The following is a 22,096-nucleotide window of genomic DNA, read 5'->3' as shown; positions in this document are numbered from 1 at the left end:
CAATGCGCTCAGGTGTGGGAGGAGCAAGCCCCTCCCACCTTTTCGTTTAACGCAGCCAGTTGGTCCGGGCCAGTTCAATCACCTCATCCCCGCGCCCACTCATCACCGCTTTGAGCATATACAAGCTGAACCCTTTGGCCTGTTCCAGCTTGATACTTGGCGGCATCACCAGTTCCTGAGTGGCGGTCACCACGTCTACCAGCACCGGGCCATCATGGGCCAATGCGCGGCGCAAAGCCGGCTCGAGGTCTTCGGATTGCTCCACGCGAATCCCCAGGATGCCCATGGCATTGGACATGGCCGCGAAGTCCGGGTTTTTCAGCTCGGTGCCAGTGTCCAGGTACCCGGCAGCCTTCATTTCCATGGCCACAAACCCCAGGGACGAGTTATTGAACACAATGAGTTTGACCGGCAAATTCAACTGCGCCAGTGAAATGAAATCCCCCATCAACATGGTAAAACCGCCATCGCCCGACATCGAAATCACCTGGCGCCCAGGGAATGCCGCTTGGGCGCCGATGGCCTGAGGCATGGCGTTGGCCATCGAGCCATGATTGAACGAGCCGATCAGCCGGCGTTTGCCATTCATCTTCAAATAACGCGCCGCCCACACCGTGGGTGAGCCGACGTCGGCGGTGAAGATCGCATCATCGTCGGCCAGCTCGCTGAGCAAGCGTGCGACGTACTGGGGGTGGATCGGTCGATTCGCCTTGGAGGGTTGCGCCAAGTCATCCAGCCCCTGACGGGCCTTCTCGTAGTGCTTCAACGAGGTCTCAAGAAAGCTGCGATCGGTCTTGCGGGTCAGGCGCGGCAGCAGGGCATCGATGGTCTCCCTGACATCGGCTGCGATGCCCAGATCCAGCGTGGCGCGTCGTCCCAGGGCTTGCGGGTCGCGATCAACCTGAATGATCTTGGCATCGGTGGGGTAGAACTGGCGGTAGGGGAAGTCGGTGCCGAGCATGATCAAAGTGTCGCAGTCGAGCATGGCGTGGTAACCGGAACTGAAACCGATCAGGCCGGTCATGCCCACGTCAAACGGGTTATCCCACTCCACATGTTCCTTGCCGCGCAACGCGTGCACCACCGGCGCGCCGAGCGCATCGGCCAGCGCTACGACTTGGTCGTGGGCACCGGCACAGCCGCTGCCGCACAGCAGGGTGACCTTTTCACTGCCCTGAAGGATCTCGCTGAGGCGTTGCAGGTCCTGCTCAGCCGGTAAGGTGCGCGGTGCGTGCAGAGCTGGCCAGGGCTTGAGTTTATCTTCCACTTCAAGCAACGACACATCCCCCGGAATCACCACCACCGCTACGCCGCGGTTGAGGATTGCCGAGCGCATGGCACGGTGCAGTACCTGGGGCATCTGCTCGGGGTTGCTCACCAGCTCGATGAAATGGCTGCACTCCTTGAACAGTTCCTGGGGATGGGTTTCCTGGAAATAGTTGAGGCCGATCTCCGACGACGGAATTTGCGCAGCAATCGCCAGCACCGGCACATGGTTGCGATGGCAGTCGAACAAACCATTGATCAAATGCAGGTTGCCCGGCCCGCAACTGCCGGCACACACCGTCAACTCCCCCGTGGCGGCGGCTTCGGCACCGGCGGCAAAGGCGGCGACTTCTTCGTGGCGCACATGCATCCACTCGATACTGTCCATGCTGCGCAGTGCGTCGGTCAGGCCATTGAGACTGTCACCGGTCAGGCCCCAGATGCGGTTGATACCCGCCTGTTCAAGGGTGGTCGCCAGTTGCTGGGCCAGGTTGATTTTCGCCATAAGGAACTCCAGTCGTCAGTGAGGTTAAAAACTGCTGATCAGTAGAGGACAGTTCGATTACAGCGAATGCTCACCCTATAGTGTGAAGATTGCTTCATGGCCACGCGGTATTGGCGGGGGCGCCGGGGGATGAACCACTGGTCACGTACCAGCGCAATGCACGGGGCGACGTTGGCCTTGGTCTGCCCACCTAAATTTGCAGAGCCAAGCAGGACCAAATGTGGGAGGGGGCTTGCTCCCGATAGCGGTGGATCAGGCAACGAATCTGTTGACTGGTACTCCGTCATCGGGGGCAAGCCCCCTCCCACATTTTGATACTCAGCGTCGACGGAACAGCGGAAGCGGCTCGTCCGTCGCAGCCTGATAGGTCACCGAAAAGTCCTTGAGGCTTTCCAGCGCTTCGTACGGGTCTTTGTCGGCGCGCAAGGCGAAGGCATCGAACCCGCAGCGGTGCAGGTAGAACAACTGGTCACGCAGCACATCGCCAATCGCCCGCAGTTCGCCCTTGTAGCCATAACGGTCACGTAGCAGGCGGGCGTTCGAGTAGTTGCGGCCATCGGTGAACGCCGGGAAGTTCAGGGCGATGACCTGGAAGTGTTCCACGTCGTCACCGATTTCCTCGGCTTCTTCATCGGCGTCCAGCCACACGCCCAGGCCGCCATCGCGGGCCTTGAGGGCGTGGCCGTGTTCGCGCCACAGGGCCAGCGGCACGATCAGGTCGTCGCAGTTGGAGATGCCGTCGAAGCTCGCGTCCTTGGGCAGCAGGTGCCAGGTTTCGTCGACGACTTCGTTGTTCTTAATGATTCGCTGCATAGACGCGCTCCTTGAACAGGTCGATGCCGATGCGCTGGTAGGTGTCGATGAAACGTTCATCTTCGGTGCGCTGTTCGATGTAGACGTCGATCAGCTTGCCGATCACCTCGGGCATGGCTTCCTGGGCGAAGGATGGGCCAAGGATCTTGCCCAGGCTCGCATCGCGGCTGGCGCTGCCACCCAGGGACACTTGGTAGAATTCTTCGCCTTTCTTGTCCACGCCCAGGATGCCGATGTGGCCGACGTGGTGGTGACCACAGGCGTTCATGCAACCGGAGATGTTCAGGTCCAGCTCGCCGATGTCGAACAGGTAGTCCAGGTCGTCGAAACGGCGCTGGATGGATTCGGCAATCGGGATCGACTTGGCGTTGGCCAGGGAGCAGAAGTCGCCGCCCGGGCAGCAGATGATGTCGGTCAACAGGCCAATGTTCGGCGTGGCAAAACCGCCTTCGCGCAACTCGCCCCACAGGGTGAACAGTTGGCTTTGCTCGACGTCCGCAAGAATGATGTTCTGCTCGTGGGAGGTACGCAGTTGGCCAAAGCTGTAGCGCTCGGCCAGGTCGGCAACGGCGTCCAGCTGCTTGTCGGTGATATCGCCTGGGGCAACGCCGGTGGGCTTGAGCGACAGGGTCACCGCCACATAGCCTGGCTTCTTGTGCGCCAGGGTGTTGCGCGTGCGCCAGCGGGCGAAACCTGGGTGTTGCTGGTCAAGGGCGGCCAGTTCGGCGTCCTGGTTGCTCAGGGCTTTATATTCAGGATCGACAAAATGCTTGGCGACGCGGTGCACTTCGGCTTCGGTCAGGGTGGTCTGGCCGCCGCGCAGGTGTTCCATTTCGGCGTCGACTTTCTGGGCAAACACCTCAGGGGTCAGCGCTTTGACCAGGATCTTGATCCGGGCTTTGTACTTGTTGTCACGACGGCCGTAGCGGTTGTAGACCCGCAGGATGGCGTCGAGGTAACTCAGCAGGTCCTGCCACGGCAGGAACTCGTTGATGAACGCGCCGACCACCGGGGTACGGCCCAATCCACCACCCACCAGCACGCGGAAACCCAGCTCACCGGCAGCGTTGTACACCGGCTCCAGGCCGATATCGTGCACTTCGATGGCGGCGCGGTCCGAGGTCGAGCCATTGATGGCGATCTTGAACTTGCGCGGCAGGTAGGCGAACTCAGGGTGGAAGGTAGTCCACTGGCGCACGATCTCGCACCACGGCCGTGGGTCGATCAACTCGTCGGCAGCGACGCCGGCAAACTGATCGGTGGTCACGTTGCGCAGGCAGTTACCGCTGGTCTGAATGGCGTGCATTTGCACAGTGGCCAGTTCAGCCAGGATGTCCGGCACGTCTTCCAGGGCCGGCCAGTTGAACTGCACATTCTGGCGGGTACTGATGTGGGCATAGCCTTTGTCGAAGTCGCGGGCAATCCTGGCCATCATTCGCGTCTGGCGCGAAGTCAGCTGGCCATAGGGCACGGCGACCCGCAGCATCGGCGCAAAGCGCTGAACATAAAGGCCATTTTGCAGGCGCAGAGGGCGGAACTCTTCTTCGCTCAGTTCACCTGCTAAGTAGCGTCGGGTCTGATCACGGAACTGCTTGACGCGGTCCTCGATGATGCGCTGATCGTATTCGTCGTATACGTACATATAGGTCCTGTTCTCGGCAAATCTGCGCGCACGGCCGCGCACTCCCAACGGAGCCGGCGCACGATACCAGTTTGCGTATATGCGCAAAAGTGATGTTTGGGTATATGTAAATAACCAAACTGACTAATGAGAACTGTTATCGCCATACCCACATTTGTCATAGGGGCAACTCTGGTCTTTACTGTGGTCGAGTCTTAGTGCCGTCACCTATAAAACTGACAAGAGGCGATGCAATGAGCAATTCCACCAAAGCCCGTAAACCTGACAGTACCGTGGATGCTTGGGCCATTCTGTTCCTGATCATCTTGGTGGTCGGGACGGCCGTGTTCTGGGTCAGCCACCAGTAAAAGAGCGTTGACTGAGCCTCGATTTGCTGTCGCATTGCCACTATTATGGCGATCAATATTCCAGGCTCGAAACAACCATGTTGAAGGTTCTGATTACGTGTATGTGGTTAGCAGGATCGACGTACGGGGCGATGGCCCGGGCGGCGTCGGTGGTTTTTCTTAACCCAGGCTCGTCCACGGAAACCTTTTGGGTCAGTTATGCGCAATTCATGCAGGCCGCCGCCAAGGACCTCGGCCTGGATTTGCGCGTGCGCTATTCCGAGCGGAATGCCGATAACACCCTGGCACAAGCCCGTGAGACGCTGCAAGGCAGTCAGCGGCCCGACTATCTGGTGCTGGTCAATGAGCAATATGTAGCCCCGCCGATCTTGCGCATGGCCCGGGGCAGTGGGGTCAAGCTACTGATTGTGAATAACGCACTGACCGGCGATCAGGTGCAATTGCTGGATGCCCATAAAGACGCTGAGTGGATCGGCAGCCTGGTGGCCGACGATGAGCAGGCCGGTTACCTGATGCTCATCGACCTGCTAGGCAACCATGCCCCGCTCGCGCCAGGGGCATCCCTTGAGCTGTTGGCGTTTTCCGGAGCCAAGAACACCCCGGCTGCGCAGTTGCGTGAAAAAGGTTTGCGCCGTGCGTTGGCCGAGCACCCCCAAGTGCGTCTGCGTCAGCTTGTCTACGGTGAGTGGAACCGCCAGCGTGCCTTTGAGCAGGCCACACTGTTATTCAAACGCTACCCGCAGGCCGCATTGGTGTGGTCGGCCAATGATGAAATGGCACTGGGTGCCATGCAGGCCCTGCAAGACAGCGGGCGGGTGCCGGGTAAAGACGTGTTGTTCAGTGCGCTCAATAGCTCGCCAGAAATCCTCAGGGCACGCTTGGATGGGCGCCTGAGTACCTTGGTGGCAGGGCACTTCACTTTGGGCGGATGGGCGATGGTGTTGATCAATGACCATGCCAAGGGTATCGATATCGGCGCGACCGGCACGCGCGACCGTCAACAAGCATTGTTCCAACTGATCGATGCCGACCAGGCGCGACAGTTGCAGGCGTCGACGCCGTCGGTGGATTTTCGCGCACTGTCGGCCGTAGGCAAGCCGGCATCCTACCGGTACCCGTTCAGCCTGCAATTACTGCTGCGTTAAACCCCGGCCAAGTGCAGCACAAGCTTGACGATGCCGAACAACGTCAAGGCAAATACCGCCGTGAAAAGCAGGCCCAGGATCACAAAGTGGCTGGGCTTGCCGTGGGTAAAGTCACGGGTGCGGTTCTTGCCGCTCTGAACACCAAAGGCCGCTGCCAGGACGCTGTGGAGCATTTGCCAGAAGGTTGGCGGCTTGTTGTTGGCTGGATCGTTCATAAAACCCTCGTGCGCAAGGCTGTCTTACAGAGCATAGACAATTGGGCAGCACGCGGCTGGCTTGTATCAGCCCTCTGAACCCTGCTTCTTGATCGTTCCCACGAGTGGAAACGATCAAGAACGACCGTACACCTCCAGGTGCAGGAACAGCTTCTGATCAAGCGGCGCATCGATCCGTGCGTCATCCAGATAGATCACGACGCGGTTATTGGCCTTGTCCCGCTCCATCAGTTCTTTGCGCGTAAACAGGCGTTCTGCTGGGGTCTTCAGGTGGCCGTAATTAGGCGGTGAGACGGGAGAGTCGACGGAGGTGTAATGGAAGTGCGCGTACCACAGGTTAGCTTCCTCCCACTTTATTCCTGGTTTGATTTTACGTTTGTCACGTATGACATATTCGGTGAGAAAGTCACCGGCCTTCAGTGGAATACGTTTTTTTTCTTCACCAGGTTGATATCAACAAAACCATGTGTGTGTAAATAATCGACCTTGTAGGCTTTGGGGCGCTGTAACAGATACCCTTCGGCGCACACCTTGTGAGCCTGTTTAGAGGCAGCTTTTGCCGCGTCATCGTAGCGCTTGCGCAGGGCAGCGGCTTCTTCGCCAGTCGCGCTCTCAAGCTCCTTGGCCAATGCTGAAAATTTTGCCGCATGTTGACTCAGCATCTCCTCCCAATCCCTGGGGTTGACTGTCTCGCGTTGACTGGGCTCCTGGAGTTTGCGCTGTTGGAAGCTAATACGTTCATTGATACTGGTTCGCTCGTTTTCGATGGTTTGTGCATCCGCTTTGATTCTTTTCAATGAGCGAACCACAGGCGCGGGCGTTTTTGCCGGCACACTCTCGGGCTTGACGATTTTCCAAACGCCTTCGCTGGGATGTTCGTGGTAAGAGGCGATGATTGCGCCGGTGAGTGGGTCGGCAATGTCGACATAATTGCCCGGTTCATTGGGCTGGTGCGTACGCATGTCGCCCACCAGACTCTTCTTGTCTGCGGTTTTGATCACCCGCCGGGTGGTGGATTTTTGTCGTTTGGTTTTGTCGAGAGCCGGCCTGGGGGCAATCTTTTCTTCAACGAGGATCAAGTTGGCCAGTTGCGCCTCAAGGCTTGAACGTGCCTCACCCAGGTGTTCCAGGTACGACACGCGATAAGCCTCCCGCACGAAACCGGAGTTCATTTCGTACAACGACTTAACGGCATTCTCCAGTTGCTCATAGCGCTCAAGGGCACCCTTGAGGACATTGATTTGCTCCACCGTCGAGTAGCCTGAGGTGGTGCGCATTTCTGTATGTGCGAGCACAATGCTGACGATTTGGGGGTCGTGGAGTACACGGATGAACGGAAACTCCATCACCCCCATTGGGCGATGGGTTCGATTGAACACCAAATCAGTGAACACTAGCAGTGCATGCTGTTTGATCGCCACTGAGGAGATGTTTTGATCGGAAGGGTCTCCTTCCAACAGTAATGGGCGCAGTGCAGGGTCGGCTTGCTTGAGGAAGGTCTCGATCTTTTCTGCCGGCTCGATCATTTGATTGAGGGCCGCTACTTGGCGCTTTTTGGTGTTGATGTACTCATCGTAGGCATGTGTGATGTTTTCCGGTAATTCTCGATTGGCGCGCTCACCGAGCTCGTCGGAGTTTTCGCCGTTGTCGCTTACCAGAGTGTCGGCCATTTTTTGCGCCAGACACGCAAAGACCGAACTCCAGTAGCTATAGATGATTCTTGTGGCCTTATCTCGTGTTTGCCTGCGTGTGGAATCTGTGCGGTCGGCTTGCATCAGTTCATCGGCCTTGGCTTCGATTCGTTGCATCACAGGGATCAATGTCCGGCCGTTTTGTTGGTAGTTGTCGAGTGCTGTTTCCCACTGGGCCCTGGCATGTGCTGTATCGACTCGCCTGGCCGCGTGGCGCCTGGCGACCTGGGCGTGAAGCTGCGGGATGCTGGCTGAGGTGCCGAGGAGTAGCCAGTCCTTTCTCAGAAGTGTTGCCTGGTCGGCCAGATTGGCGCGGGTCGTATTCAAGATGGACTCCAACACAGCGGTAGAGATCACTTCTGAATTCATCTCTATCAAGAGCGCGTCAAATTCTTGTTTTAACGTGCGAATACGCTGGTCACGCTTTGACTTCCACCCACTCAAGCTGTCCCTGGGCATGCCACCCTCCAGCCTGGCACGCCGGTCCAGCCGCCAATGCCCTTGGCCATCGCTGACCAGCTTGAAGCCGGGATGCTGGGGATGGTCCGGATGCACCAGGTAGACCTCGTTGAAACCCGGCACCACGTTCGCCTGAAACAACAACCCGCCGATGCTGGCGTGCCACTTGCCGTCAATCCAGTACAGCCCTTTGAGAACACCGTGTGTTAGAGGGGAGGGTAGCGGAGTGGGCCACGGAACTTGCACATCGAGCAGCGCCTTGAGCAACTTCGCGCCGGCTTGAGGGCTGGCAATCGAGTGACCGAAGTCCAGGGCCGTGTGGCCGGTCGCCGGTGGTTCACCGGGCAGCGATACTGGGCCATGGCGCACTATGGGCGCTTCTTGCGCAGCGGGCAGTCCCGCCGAGCGGTGCCACGTTTCCAGGTGCAGGGCATGCTCCTGCGCGGAGGGCTCCGACAACGGCTGTCGAGACCGATCGGAACGGGCAGTGGCGTGCAGCAGCACCATGGCGGTGTTGAGCAAAAGATCGATCAGGGCCACCTCACGGGTGGTGGGATCGTTGCTGTCCAGGCCGGCCAGATCCTGCTCCAGGCTGCTGACCAGCACCATGAACCAACCAGCCAGCATGGCCGGGCCCTGTACCAGCGGTAACAGTAGGGTATTGAACAGCAACCACGCGCCTTCCATCACGACGGCCCAGCGGCTTTCGTGGTTGGACACCGACTCGCGGTCCGCCAGGTCGACCAAGGCCCGTGCCGTGCTGCCGAACAGATGATTGAGCAGTTGACCGTTGACTTGCGATTGCAGCCATTCGCCCGCGCCTTCATCGACGGCGAGCGTCGCAGGTGCTGGCTTTTCAGGGATGCTGAATTCATCCCCGGGCAGGAAACGAATGATGTGCGGTTCCTTGATGCCGCCATGGTCATAGATGGGGCGGGCCGTGTCGCTCAGCCACGCCAGCACCGTGTCTTGCAACGCACCGGGCGCGGCCAGTGCGTCGAGCAAGGCCTGGCGGGTCGGGTATTCATGCAGGGCCTCGGCATACAGCGGCTGGTACAGCAGGTGCGGGCCGACACTCGTATCACGCGGCTCGATAATGAACGCGTTGTTGACTTCATCCGGTGCGGCCCCGGGCTTGCGGCACAGGGCCAATGGGCGCAGAACAATCTCCTGTTCGTCGACGATTCGGTCCGAGGGCATTTCACCCATCAACGCTTTGACGTAGCGATAACCGGTGACGGTGACGCCATGCTGCCCGCGAATCTTGTATTCCAGTGCCTGCATCGGCAGCTTGACCTTGAGTTCGCGGGTAAACAGGGTTTCCCGGCGGCGCGCGTCAACCGTGTCGGACAACAAGGTGTCTTTGATTGTTTGTGGATAGGTGGCGCCGATATCGACACGCTGGATCAGCCCGGTACTGCCCAGCAGGTAGTCTTCATTGAGCCAGCTTGGAAGGGGCGTTGCATTTTTGGAGGACAGCGTGAGTGTGCCTTTAGGTTTGCCGGCCAGGTTCTTCAGCGCCAACTCCGTCAGCGACATGCGCACATGCTCGATAATACCGGCGCCGCCTGGATAACCGGCGGCCACGGCAAAGTCCAGCACCACTTCGTCAGGGTCGCAGTCGCCATGATCGGCTTGCATCTGCTTGCGCAGCGCGGCGCGGCTGAAACCGTAGATGTTTTCAATGCCCTCGTTGAACGAGCGGCCCTGGTTGCGTTGCAGCACCTGCGCCATGTCCTGTACGTGGCGATGGTAGGCAAAACGGTCGGTGGCGCTGGCCTGGGCGAGCCATGGCGGCAGTTGCTCATTGACCTTTTGCAAGGTCGGCTCAGCGGCTGTCGGCACCTGGGTAAACAGCAGCGCCGGATCGGTGAGTTTTCCCAGGCGTCGTTCAAGCGTTCTTTCGTCCTGGCCCTGAAATTTCAACGTCGCCAGATCTTCCAGTTGCTGATTGAGGATCAGGCCGGCCTGCTGCTCGAACACATTGCCGTCCGGTTCGTTGCGCCGCCACGTAAGGCTGTCGAACTGGAAGCGCGCCTGCATCCTGGCTCCCCAGGCAACACCGAAGTCATCGAGGCCGTCAAACGCCTGGATATCCCCGGCCACGCTGTACAGCAGCACCTGCTTGTCGCGCACCAGCAGCAGGTCGGGGGTTAGCAGGCTGACCTGTTCGCCGGCATGGGTGAATGTGTTCTCAATCAAATAAACATAGGTGGCGGGTGAGGATTGGGGTAGGCGCTCGGCTTGCACCGGCCAGGTAGCGACGACCCTGAGCATGTCCCGCTGGGTCGGGTTCAAGCTCGATTGGCTGGCGGCTATTGCCGTCATCCGGCCGTTGAGAAATTCGCCCAGCCACTGCCAACGGCTGCTGCCATGGCTGTCGGTTTCGCTCCAGTAGTCGGCCAGCGCAGCCTGGAAATACAGGTGAATCGATTCGGGCAGTTCATCAATGATGCTTGCGATTGCCTGCATGTCGATCAGCGGCGCGGCATCAGGCTTGAGGATCGTGGGGATCTGTTGCGTCAAGTAGTACGCCAGCTCGCGTTTTGGCTGCAGGTCGAGCAGCTGTGGGTTGAGCACATGGGCGATGGCAACTTCCATCAACGACCGGTAGGTGTACACCCCATCGGGGTGCGGGATGGCCAGCTTGACGGTAGCCAAGTCCAGCTTGAGCGACGGATAGCGCTCCAGGATACGGTCGCGCAGGGTATTGAACACCACGGAATACAAGGCCGGGCGCGTAGCGAAATGCGCATGGATGGCCTGGGCGGGCAGTTGGCTCAGGGTCGTGGGGGTGCTCGGGGTGGGCATGATGAAATCCTTTTACCTGTTTGAGAGAAGCGACAGGAAATCGAATGTGGTGACCCCGCAGGCGGTACAGGAATACCACTGCCGGCGCCCCGCCCCGAACGCGCACGACGTCATATATGCACCGCCTGGCCTAGCGGGCGCCGTGATGTGCTGTCAGTCCATTTCAAAGGAGTGACACGATGGACTCTTCATCCCAGCTTTCTTCGCCGGGCGTGCCAACCAACGACGTACCTGAGCCGGTGAAAAAGCTCAACGCCACCCAAAGCTTGCACGGTGACTTCCTGGAGCGCAGCAGTCCTGATTGGCTGATCAGCGCGACGCCGGCCCGCAAGCAGGCGCTCAAGGACGCCAGCACGGTCATGCCAGCGTGGCTCGCGAACGCCACGCCTGAGCAACGCAATGAGGTGACCGGCCGTTTTCTTGCCAACCTCACCACCCAGACGCAACTGGACAAGACGATGGCCTCCTTCCAGGGCATCGACGACTTCGCCCGGCCCTTGCTGCTCACAGCCCTGAAGGATCAGTACCGACTGGACCTCGATGTCGACAAAACCCTGTTGTGCCTGCGCCGCCCGCTGGCGGTGGGGATTGCCGAAGTCGAGGCGGGGGATTTCGAGTTTTTGAAACTGCCCCTGCTGGAAGCGGCCTTGCACAACTTTGAGGCCTACGAGTGCAAGGAGGGCGCTTACCACAAGACCTCCGGGTTCATGCAAGCCACCGGCACCTCCGGCACCTACCACTCGGTGGCGATCAACCTGAAGGTCAGCCAGTTTTTGACGCTGTGTCGAAACCTCAATATCGGCGCCAAATACCAGGCCTACCTGCAATCATTTTTCTACCCCGAAGACGCCAGCGCGCAAGTCACCCTGCGTGACCAGTTCATCGCCAATCAGAAGGCCGCCGTCAGGGCCGCCGCCGAGCAGGCACTGTTGACCGGCGATATCGAGCCGGCCGATCACCGCATGCTGCTGTCGGTGATCGAGGGTGAAATTCATCCCTGGATGGGCGACAAGCAGGTCTGGTTCAGGACCCTGGGCCTGATGCGGCTGCGGATGACCGGCTGCATGGTGTTCTCGATCTGCAAGAAATACAGCTACCCGGACGAGCTGATCATCTATGTGCCCCAGGACCCTGAGCATCCGCTCAAGCGCTACCGCTGGCGGCAAATGCAGGCTGAATTCAAGCGCCTGTTCACCGCCCGCGACCCGGCCAAGGCCAATGATCCCTCGCCGACGCCGTACCAGCAGTTTTTCAGTCGCTTCGTGCCCTACGACAAGCGGCCCTACTACTTCAGCCAGTTCACCCAGAAAGCCGCCGACTCACCCACCGACATCTGGCGCTCACCGTGGAAGAAATTGCTGGATTTCACCACGCCGCACTTCATCACCGGCATCAAGGAGTTGCCGCCCGAGGCGCCTGCCAAGCTTGAACCCAACCCCGACCCTTTCCTTGATCCCTCAACGCGCACGCGGCGCGGTAAAGGGATCTGGGCGGCGAACATCGACCCTTGGCAGTACTTCTACGAGCAACACCGCGAGCAGGTAATCGCAGATGCACGGGCCCATGCCGTGCCCACCGCGGACGTGGATGCCAAGGCCCGTGACGCCAAACTGGCGCACCTGCTGGAAATCGGCATGCTGGGGTTGAACATGGTGTCGATGTTCGTACCGGTGCTGGGCGAGGTCATGATGGGGGTGATGGCCGGGCAGTTGCTCTATGAAACCCTGGAAGGTGCGATTGAATGGGGCGAAGGTGACCGCCAGGCGGCCAAGGCGCACTTGATTGACGTGGCCGAGAACCTGGCACAGATCGCCGTGATGGCCGGTGTGGGGGCGGGCGTCAGTCGCTGGCGAGCGGCCAAGGCCGAGCCGGTGATCGAGGCACTTAGCGAGGTTAAGCGGCCCGATGGCCAGGTACGCTTGTGGAAGCCGAGCCTGAGTGGTTATGAACACCCCGTGACCCTGGACCGCGCCGCCTACCCCAACGCCCAAGGGCAGTATGTGAAAGAGGGCAGGACCTATATCCGCCAAGGCCCTCAGGTTTACGAGCAATACTTTGACGAGTCAATTCAGAAGTGGCGGATCAAGCACCCCACCGACCCCCAGGCCTACCAACCGATGCTTGAGCACAACGGTCACGGCGCCTGGCGGCATACCCTGGAGCGCCCGCTGGAGTGGGATCGGTTGACGCTGTTGCGGCGCATGGGGCATCAAACCGAGGTATTCACTGACCAGGAGTTGCTCAAGGTCGCCGATGTCAGCGGCGTCAGCGACAACACGCTGCGCAAGATGCATATGGACCATACGCTTGGGCCGCCCGAGCTGATTGATGCGCTGCGCCTGTTCAAGGCGGATGCAGATGTGTCGCGGGTGATCGAGCAACTAGAGGGTACCCGTGATATTGATGACCTGTACCTGTATGCGCTGCCGTTGATCGTTGAAATGCCCGGTTGGCCGCGAGGGCGCGTACTGGAAGTGTTCGAGGGGGCCGGTACCTTCGGCCGGTCGGTCAAGTATGGTGCTCACCGCTCGTTTAAAGGTGGGCGCGCAGCGCTGCCGATCAAGGTGGGGCGCAGCGATATTCTCGGCGGCGAAGTGCCTGCGCGGATTCTATTGGCGTTGGACGATTCAGAGCGGGTGCAGTTGCTCGGCACCGACGGCCCAGGCAGCCTCGACGCGCGCAAGGCGAGGTTCAACCAGCGACTGGCCGACTATGCGCGCGAGCGCAGGCCGGCGATTTTCGACAGTATCTACGGCGGCACCGAGCCGCTGGACAAGCGTATCAGCCTGCTGCAACGCACTTGCCCGGGGCTCAGCAAGGCGGCAGCGCAAACGGTGCTCGACCACGCCCGTGTCGATGAGCTTGAACGGCTAGCCGCCACCGCGCGCGTACCCTTGAACATGCTCGAGGAAGCTCGCTGGTATGCGCGACAAGGACGGTTGGCCCGAGCCTACGCCGGGCTGCGTAGCGAGACGATTGCCGCGGCCGACAGCCGACGGCTGGCGCTGCATGCCCTTCAAACGCTGCCGGGCTGGCCGGATACGTTGCGCCTGGAAGTGCGCAGCACCCACACGCGTGGCACGCTGATCGACAGCATTGGTGCGCCCACCGCGGCGCAGAAAAAATACTTGGTCAAGCACGGCCCCAGCTACCAGGCGTTCGATGAGCGGGGCGAAGCACTCAACAGTCTGGCACCGGAGGGCGACAACTTTTTCGCCTCGCTGATGCATGCCTTGCCCGATGAGGCGCGCCAGAGCCTGGGAGTGCCGCAGGTCAGCCAACACGCCGTGTTGCAACGCAAACTGATCGAGCAAGCCGATGCGCATCGTCTGGAGGCCTCGGCGTGGCTGGAGCCAAAAGTGCCCAGGTTCAAGCCGCCGGTGCGCATCAACGACACGCTGATAGGTTATCAGGCCAGTGGGCGGGGGCCGAGTGTGAGCCCGCTGCTGGCTCATCAGGTGCGCATAATCTATCCGGATCTGGATGAGGTGCAGATCAATGCGTTTTTCCTTGAGCTGGTACGGGCGGGGAACGATGGCCGAGCAATCGTCAGCAGGTTGAAAGCGCTGTTTGAAGAGCGCCAGGCGCTGCATGACGCGCTCAATCATTGGGTCAATCGCTCGTCGGTAGCCAATCGTCAGAGCAATTTCCTCGCCGGGGAAGCGCTCAAGCGTAGCTGGGGCCGTTCTTGGTTGGCCGGGAAAGTGCCGAGTGCCGATGCCTTGGCGTTGACCCTCAATGAACCGTTGCCTTCATTGACGGCGAACTTTTCATACGTGCGTGAACTATCTGTTCTCGGTACGGCCCTGCATGACACCAATATCGATGGGTTTCTGAGCCAGTTTCCCTCTCTCGAAAAACTGACCTTGCGGCCGCCCTATTTCCCAACCGTAGAAACCACGGATGCCAGCCCGAAGTTGACCCGCGTGCCCCAGGTGTTGGCACAGTTCACAGGGCTCAAACATTTGGCAGTCAGCTTCGATGCACATCAGTTGACCGCGCAGTTATCGTCGCAATTGACGGCACTGGCCGGCCTTGAACACCTGGAGCTCGGTTATTTCGCCTACGACGGCCACGTCCTCAACGGCCTGGATTTAAGCCCCTTGCAACGCTTGAAACGCTTGAAGATCGTGGCGCCCAACGTGCCAATGCAATGGCCCGCCTATGTGCAGAAACTGCCGCTTCTGGAGCGACTGGATCTGGCCCAGACCGCCATTGCCACGTTGCCTGCCGAGCTCTATAGCGGGTACGAGCGGTTATGGAGCGGGTTATCGCTGGACTGGTCGACGTTCAGCTATGAAGACTTCAAGCCAGCCTATGAGCACGTCAGGAATTATGCGGGGTCGTTCGGGCCACACCTGGCGAACCTGGACGAAATGGTCAGAGGCTTTGCACGCGGAGAATTGAGCCTGCTGATGGGCGAGGTCCCTGTCGGCCGTCGAATGACGGACGTGGTCATGGGCCTGTGGAACACGCCACAAACGCGGATGAACGCCGTGCAAGCGCTGCGTGAAGAACACCTCGGCATTTTCAAGCCGTTCTACGAACCCTCTTTGGTCCCCGTACTCCGGGTGCGCTGGAGGGACGGGCAGAATGCAAGCATCCTGGCGTTGCTGAAGAAAAGCTGGCGCGGGGCGGTATGCCAACGCTATGGCCTGCCGACCGATATCGATATTTCGATGTTTGAACTGCCGGATCCAAAGATGTCGCCGACCAATCCCCTGGTCGCTGAAAAAATCCGCGAATTGCCGGTGTTGCCGGCCGGTACCTTTTCGCATGTCAAAACGTTAAAGGTGAATTGGCTGGAGGATGTGCCGCCTGATCAGCTCAGTGGTTTCATCCAGGCGTTCGCCGGAACGCAAAGCCTTGAACTGCGCTTCAGTCGCCTGACTGATGTACCGATCAGTGCGGGCATCCTGCCGGAATTGACACACCTGGACTTGTCCGACAACCAGATCGCAGTGACCCCGGCAGTACAGGCTCAATTCAATGGGTTGAACAGGCTGCAAGTGCTGAGCCTGCAATACAACCGGCTGGGCACCCTCGACGTCAGCGCACTGACCCGCCTGACGGCGCTGAACCTGCGCGAATCGATGCTACGGGAATGGCCGCAAGGCGCTGAACACCTCGCGCAATTGGCTTGCCTGGACTTACGTGACAATCAGTTGACGAGCCTTGCACCGCTTGCGATTGATGATTCAGATGTGTTGATGCGCACTGAGTTGGCAGGCAACCCGTTGAGCGTCGAAGGCACGACGGTACTCAATGCAGCGCGGCGTCGGATCGAGACGACCAAAGGATTGCCTGAGGGGGCGTTGAGCCGGTTTGCGCTGGATCAGGAACCCCTGGTGTTTCCCCCGAAGCACACCGCAGGTTCGGTAGCGCACTATTTGCTGCCCTTGCCATCGGGTAGTGGACACTTTGAGGGGGTTCCGGAAAATGCGATAAGGGCGTTAAGCCCGCTCTTGACGCAAGAGCAAGCCATGGCCAGGGTCAGGCAACTGCGCGAGACGGGGCTGAGCGACCTGCAAATAGATACGCAGGTCGCTCGGTGGTATCAGACCCACGACGTGCTGACGCGTGAGTTGAATGGTTGGTTGTTTACCCGCGAGGCGCGCGCTTTTGGCGACAGTCTCGACAGTCTGAAGCGAGTAACCCCCGCGCAGGCGATCCGCGAATCCTGGGTTCGGGCTGTGGTAGAAGGGCGCCCGGCTGGCGAGGTCGAGACGTTGAGCTTGCAGGCGACCCAACCTGGTGATTTTCCCGCGCTCTCCGTGCCGTTTACCCATGTGCGCAGCCTCAATCTGACGGGGGTCAAGCTCACTGCGCAAGGCAGCAACGGGTTTTTAGCCGCCTTTGGCCCATTGAACCGGTTGATACTCAGTGGTAATGAGCTGACAGCACTGCCCGAAGCCGTTCAACGCATGGAGCAGCTTGAGCGTCTGGAACTGGCCTACAACGCCTTCACGCAAGCGCCGTCGTTGCCTGCTCGATTGCGCAGTGAGCGCTTGCGTTGGTTGGACTTGAATCATAACAACCTGCAGGCCTTTGATATGCGGGACTTCAGTCGCCTGGAGACATTGGACGTGAGCTACAACGACATCGCAAGCTGGCCCGAGGGTGCGTTGGAGTCGCAGCACCTGACCCGGCTGAACCTGAGCGGCAATGCGCTGGTGTCCTTCCCGCAGTCTTTACTCGAAGGCGCGCACGACGGCTTGGTGTCAGGTACGGACCTGTCCGATAACCATAACCTGACCGCGCAAGCCCTTGAACAAATGCGCAATTACGCCGAGGCGCATGAGGCCAATGAGGTCATGGGCTTTTCGCGAGCAGAACTGGACCGCGCCCATCGTCGCAATTATGGCGGGTCCGACACTGAGTCGGACCCGGACTCCGACTCCGATGCTGATTCGGGCTCTGGTTCTGACGACGATGATAGTGATCCGGACGCCGGCTACCTGCCGGCTGAGAGCATTGAAAACCCGCTGCAAAATACCGCGCAGCCGGCACTTGACCCCTGGTTGGCCGATACCTCAGCGGAGTTGGCGACACAACGAACAGCGCTGTGGAATCAACTGGCACAGGCGCAGGATCATGATCGGTTTTTCCACCTCATTTCGCTGTTGCGCCTGACCTCGGAATTCAACCTCAATCGTCCAAGCCTCACGCAACGGGTATGGGGCGTTATCGCGGGGGCCGCAGAAAATGCCGAGTTGCGCGGTACCCTGTTCATCGAAGCCGAAACCCATGGCACCTGTATCGATGGCCGCATCCTCACGTTCAGTGAGATGGAAGTGCGGGTGTTCGAATACCGCGCCTTGCGCGATATCCCACAGCAGCGGCTCGACCTCAGGGGCCGGGCGCTGCTGAACCTGTCGCGGCAGTTGTTTCGGTTGAGCAGGGCCGATCAACTCGCAGAAGCCGCCGCGGTGGGCATGGACCGGGCCGAGGTGCGCTTGAGTTACCGGATCGGCTTGACCCGCGGCTGGCCCGACGGCCTGGAGCTGCCTGGGCAGCCGACCTACATGGCGTTCGCAAACCCGATCAATGCCGAGCTACAGGCACAGTTACGCGCACAAATCCTGGCAACTGAAAGTACCGATGCGTTTGTCGAAAGCCTGATTCAACGTGAGTACTGGTTGCGTTATCTGGATGAGCGTTACGCCGAACAGTTCGAGGCCCTTGAGGACGAACTGGCACGCCGTTATGAAGCCTTGGAGGACGCGCACAGTGATCGGGGCGATGCCCAGAGCATGGCGCGCTATGAGCAAGCCATAGGCCAGTTGGAGATCGAACGGGCCGCCGCCCGTACTCAGAAACGCATGGAGCTGTCCCGGGCGGAGATACAACGGTTATCGGGCATGGAACCTGTCATGCCCGCTCCGTCGTCACCTCAGCCGGGCCCGTCCCGGCGCCCCTGAGTCAGCACTATAAGAGCGCCGCACCGGGTGGTCGGGGTTTAACCTCAGTTGTCATACCCCAGGTTCGGCGCCAGCCAGCGCTCCGTCACGCTGAGGTCCTGGCCTTTGCGCGCGGTGTAGCTGGCGACCTGGTCCTTGTCGACCTTACCCACGGCAAAGTACTGCGCCTGCGGGTGGGCGAAGTACCAGCCGCTGACTGCTGCTGCGGGGAACATCGCATAGTGCTCGGTGAGGAACACCCCGCTGCGCCCGGCGTGCATTTCACGGGCCTCGGGGTCCAGCAGTTGGAACAGCTGGGCTTTCTCGGTGTGATCCGGGCACGCCGGGTAGCCGGGGGCAGGGCGGATGCCGCTGTACTGCTCCTTGATCAGCGCCTCGTTGTCCAGTTGTTCATCCTTGGCATAGCCCCAGTGTTCTTTGCGCACTTGCTGGTGCAGCCATTCGGCGCAGGCTTCGGCCAGGCGGTCGGCGAGGGCCTTGACCATGATCGAGTTGTAGTCGTCGCCAGCGTCCTGGTAAGCCTTGGCCACTTCCTCGGCACCGATGCCGGCGGTGGTGATGAAACCACCGATGTAGTCGGTCACGCCGCTGTCCTTGGGCGCGACGAAGTCGGCCAGGGAAAAATTCGGCTTGCCGTCGGTCTTGATGATTTGTTGGCGCAGGTGATGCAGTTTGGCGATGGGCTGGCCGTCGTCGCCGTAGACTTCCAGGTCATCGTCCTGCACCTGATTGGTCGGCCAGAAACCGAACACCGCGCGGGCGCTGATGAGTTTCTCGTCGATCAGCTTCTTGAGCATTTCCTGGGCATCGGCGTACAGCGCAGTGGCGGCTTCACCGACCACCTCGTCTTCGAGGATGCGCGGGAACTTGCCGGCCAGGTCCCAGGAGATAAAGAACGGCGTCCAGTCGATGTACTCGGCCAGGACGTTGAGGTCGATATTGTCCAGCACCTTGGCGCCGGTAAAGGTCGGTTTGACCGGGGTGTAGGTGCTCCAGTCGAACTGCGGCTTCTTGGCGATGGCCGCCGGGTAGCTCAGGCGTTCGGTACGCGCACTGCGGTTGGAGGTGCGTTCACGCACGTCGATGTATTCCAGGCGGGTTTTCTCGACGAAACCGGCCTTCAGTTCCTTGGACAGCAACTGCGTGGCCACACCCACGGCGCGCGAGGCGTCGGTCACGTAGATCACGGCGTCATTGCTGTACTTGGGCTCGATTTTCACTGCCGTGTGCGCCTTGGAGGTGGTCGCGCCACCGATCATCAACGGCAGGTGGAAGTCCTGGCGCTGCATCTCGCGGGCCACATGCACCATTTCATCCAGGGACGGCGTGATCAGGCCGGACAGGCCGATGATGTCGCACTTCTGCTCCTTGGCCACCTGCAGGATCTTCTCGGCAGGCACCATTACACCCAAATCCACGATGTCATAGCCGTTGCACCCGAGCACCACGCCGACGATGTTCTTGCCGATGTCATGCACGTCGCCTTTGACCGTGGCCATCAGGATCTTGCCCTTGGCCTCCGGCTTGTCGCCTTTTTCCAGCTCGATAAACGGGATCAAGTGGGCCACGGCCTGCTTCATTACGCGGGCGGACTTTACCACCTGAGGCAGGAACATCTTGCCGGCGCCGAACAGGTCGCCGACGATGTTCATGCCGGACATCAGCGGGCCTTCGATCACTTCGATCGGACGTGCGAACGACAGGCGCGACTCTTCGGTGTCTTCGACGATATGCGTGGTGATGCCCTTGACCAGCGCATGTTCCAGACGCTTGTTGACGTCCCAGCCACGCCATTCCTCGGTCTCGGCTTCCTTGACGCTGCCGTCGCCTTTGTACTTGTCGGCAATCGCCAGCAGGGCGTCGGTGCCTTCCGGCGTGCGGTTAAGCACCACGTCTTCCACGGCGTCACGCAGCTCGACCGGGATCTGGTCGTAGATCTCCAACTGGCCGGCGTTGACGATACCCATGGTCAGGCCGTTGCGGATCGCATACAGCAGGAACACCGAGTGGATCGCCTCACGCACCGGGTTGTTGCCGCGGAACGAGAATGACACGTTGGATACGCCGCCGGAGGTCAGCGCATACGGCAGTTCGTCGCGGATGTAGGCACAGGCGTTGATGAAATCGACGGCGTAATTGTTGTGCTCCTCGATACCGGTGGCGACGGCGAAGATATTCGGGTCGAAGATGATGTCTTCCGGCGGGAAGCCGACTTCATTCACCAGAATGTCGTAGGAGCGTTTGCAGATCTCTTTTTTACGCGCTTCGGTGTCGGCCTGCCCGGCTTCGTCGAAGGCCATCACCACTACCGCAGCGCCGTAACGCTTGCACAGTTTGGCGTGATGAATGAACTGCTCGACGCCTTCCTTCATGCTGATGGAGTTGACGATGCCCTTGCCCTGGATGCATTTGAGGCCGGCCTCGATCACTTCCCACTTGGAGGAGTCGATCATGATCGGCACACGGGAGATGTCCGGCTCCCCGGCAATCAGATTGAGGAAGGTGACCATGGCCTTCTTCGAATCCAACATGCCTTCATCCATGTTGATGTCGATCACCTGGGCGCCGGCTTCCACCTGCTGCAGGGCGACTTCCAGGGCTTCGGTGTAGTTGTCTTCGCGGATCAGCCGAGCGAACTTGGCCGAGCCGGTAATGTTGGTACGCTCGCCGACGTTGACGAACAACGAGCTGCGATCGATGGTGAACGGCTCCAGGCCAGACAGGCGGCAGGCTTTGGGAATGTCCGGGATCGGGCGCGGCGCATAACCGGCAACGGCCTTGGCAATGGCTTCGATATGGCCCGGTGTGGTGCCGCAGCAGCCGCCGACGATATTCAGGAAACCGCTCTGGGCGAACTCTTCGATGACCTTGGCGGTTTGTGACGGCAGTTCGTCGTACTCGCCGAATTCGTTGGGCAGGCCGGCGTTGGGGTGCGCCGAAACGTGGGTGTTGGCTTTGTTCGACAACTCCTCCAGGTAGGGGCGCAGCTCGCTTGCGCCCAGAGCGCAGTTCAAACCGACCGAGATCGGCTTGGCGTGGGCCACGGAGTTCCAGAACGCTTCGGTGGTCTGGCCCGACAGGGTACGGCCGGAGGCATCGGTGATGGTGCCGGAGATCATGATCGGCAGTTCGATATTAAGTTCTTCGAACACGCCTTGCACGGCGAAGATCGCCGCCTTGGCGTTGAGGGTATCGAAGATGGTTTCGATCAGGATCAGGTCGGCACCGCCTTCGATCAGGCCCTTGGTGGCCTCGGTGTAGTTTTCCACCAGCTCATCGAAGGTCACGTTACGGTAGCCAGGGTTGTTCACGTCCGGGGACAGTGAGCAGGTACGGCTGGTCGGGCCCAGTACACCGGCGACAAAACGCGGCTTGGCGGGGTTCTCATGGGTTTTGGCGTCGGCCACCTTGCGCGCCAGGCGGGCGCCTTCCACGTTCAGTTCATAGGCCAGCTCTTCCATGCCATAGTCGGCCATGGAGATCCGCGTGGCGTTGAAGGTGTTGGTTTCAAGGATGTCGGCGCCGGCGTCCAGGTAGGCCTTCTCGATTCCGCCGATCACGTCGGGACGAGTGAGGACCAGCAGGTCGTTGTTGCCCTTCACGTCGCTTGGCCAGTCGGCGAAGCGTTTGCCTCGGTAGTCCTGCTCCTCAAGCTTATAGCTCTGGATCATCGTGCCCATGCCACCGTCGAGGATCAGGATACGGTCCTTGAGGGCTTTGTGAAGGGCTTGCAGGCGAGCGCTACGATCGGGCATGGGACTACTCTGGTCAGGCATTACGG

Annotated in this window: 8 protein-coding genes; 2 read left to right on the top strand and 6 right to left on the bottom strand. The window is 60.0% G+C overall.

Features of this window, described 5'->3' with window-relative positions; translation table 11 throughout:
* Window positions 1-46: 46 nt before the first annotated feature.
* The 3 genes from poxB to JH25_RS24745 form a co-directional block, all read right to left on the bottom strand.
* Complete coding sequence (gene poxB / locus JH25_RS24735; protein ID WP_032875968.1) at window positions 47-1,771, bottom strand: ubiquinone-dependent pyruvate dehydrogenase; 1,725 nt, start codon at window positions 1,769-1,771, stop codon at window positions 47-49.
* Between the two features lie 318 nt (window positions 1,772-2,089).
* On the bottom strand, window positions 2,090-2,584 hold the full coding sequence (locus tag JH25_RS24740) for a DUF934 domain-containing protein (RefSeq protein ID WP_005788729.1): 495 nt from the start codon (window positions 2,582-2,584) through the stop codon (window positions 2,090-2,092).
* On the bottom strand, window positions 2,568-4,226 hold the full coding sequence (locus JH25_RS24745; RefSeq protein WP_032875965.1) for a nitrite/sulfite reductase: 1,659 nt from the start codon (window positions 4,224-4,226) through the stop codon (window positions 2,568-2,570). Before JH25_RS24745 ends, JH25_RS24740 begins: the two co-directional genes overlap by 17 nt.
* 424 nt (window positions 4,227-4,650) lie before the next feature.
* Here JH25_RS24745 and JH25_RS24750 point away from each other — a divergent pair, with 424 nt between their 5' ends.
* A complete protein-coding gene (locus tag JH25_RS24750; protein ID WP_032875962.1) occupies window positions 4,651-5,718 on the top strand; it encodes an ABC transporter substrate-binding protein in 1,068 nt (355 codons plus the stop codon).
* Here the strand turns inward: JH25_RS24750 and JH25_RS24755 are convergent.
* Window positions 5,715-5,933 (bottom strand): DUF2970 domain-containing protein, encoded by a 219-nt coding sequence (locus tag JH25_RS24755; RefSeq protein WP_032875959.1) that lies wholly within the window; start codon window positions 5,931-5,933, stop codon window positions 5,715-5,717. The genes JH25_RS24750 and JH25_RS24755 overlap by 4 nt on opposite strands.
* Before the next feature lie 416 nt (window positions 5,934-6,349).
* A complete protein-coding gene (locus tag JH25_RS0126755; protein WP_236648013.1) occupies window positions 6,350-10,894 on the bottom strand; it encodes a dermonecrotic toxin domain-containing protein in 4,545 nt (1,514 codons plus the stop codon).
* 179 nt (window positions 10,895-11,073) lie between these two features.
* Here JH25_RS0126755 and JH25_RS24760 point away from each other — a divergent pair, with 179 nt between their 5' ends.
* Entirely contained in the window at window positions 11,074-18,315 is a 7,242-nt protein-coding gene (locus JH25_RS24760) for an NEL-type E3 ubiquitin ligase domain-containing protein (RefSeq protein ID WP_032875956.1), read from the top strand.
* Window positions 18,316-18,359: 44 nt separating this feature from the next.
* Here JH25_RS24760 and metH read toward each other — a convergent pair whose 3' ends face one another.
* The gene (metH, locus tag JH25_RS24765) at window positions 18,360-22,070 is read right to left on the bottom strand and encodes a methionine synthase (protein WP_032875953.1); all 3,711 of its coding nucleotides are present in this window, start codon (window positions 22,068-22,070) and stop codon (window positions 18,360-18,362) included.
* Window positions 22,071-22,096: the final 26 nt, after the last annotated feature.

The organism is Pseudomonas sp. BRG-100 (assembly GCF_000737955.1).
In the GTDB taxonomy this organism is placed as follows: Bacteria; Pseudomonadota; Gammaproteobacteria; order Pseudomonadales; family Pseudomonadaceae; genus Aquipseudomonas; species Aquipseudomonas synxantha_A.
Note: the sequence above shows the minus strand (reverse complement) of the source record. Positions and strands in the feature narration are given on the sequence as shown.

What these genes read in the sequence shown, in the direction of transcription:
- poxB (WP_032875968.1), bottom strand. Translation starts at nt 1,771, where the DNA reads ATGGCGAAAATCAACCTGGCCCAGCAACTGGCGACCACCCTTGAACAG.
- JH25_RS24740 (WP_005788729.1), bottom strand. Translation starts at nt 2,584, where the DNA reads ATGCAGCGAATCATTAAGAACAACGAAGTCGTCGACGAAACCTGGCAC.
- JH25_RS24745 (WP_032875965.1), bottom strand. Translation starts at nt 4,226, where the DNA reads ATGTACGTATACGACGAATACGATCAGCGCATCATCGAGGACCGCGTC.
- JH25_RS24750 (WP_032875962.1), top strand. Translation starts at nt 4,651, where the DNA reads ATGTTGAAGGTTCTGATTACGTGTATGTGGTTAGCAGGATCGACGTAC.
- JH25_RS24755 (WP_032875959.1), bottom strand. Translation starts at nt 5,933, where the DNA reads ATGAACGATCCAGCCAACAACAAGCCGCCAACCTTCTGGCAAATGCTC.
- JH25_RS0126755 (WP_236648013.1), bottom strand. Translation starts at nt 10,894, where the DNA reads ATGCCCACCCCGAGCACCCCCACGACCCTGAGCCAACTGCCCGCCCAG.
- JH25_RS24760 (WP_032875956.1), top strand. Translation starts at nt 11,074, where the DNA reads ATGGACTCTTCATCCCAGCTTTCTTCGCCGGGCGTGCCAACCAACGAC.
- metH (WP_032875953.1), bottom strand. Translation starts at nt 22,070, where the DNA reads ATGCCCGATCGTAGCGCTCGCCTGCAAGCCCTTCACAAAGCCCTCAAG.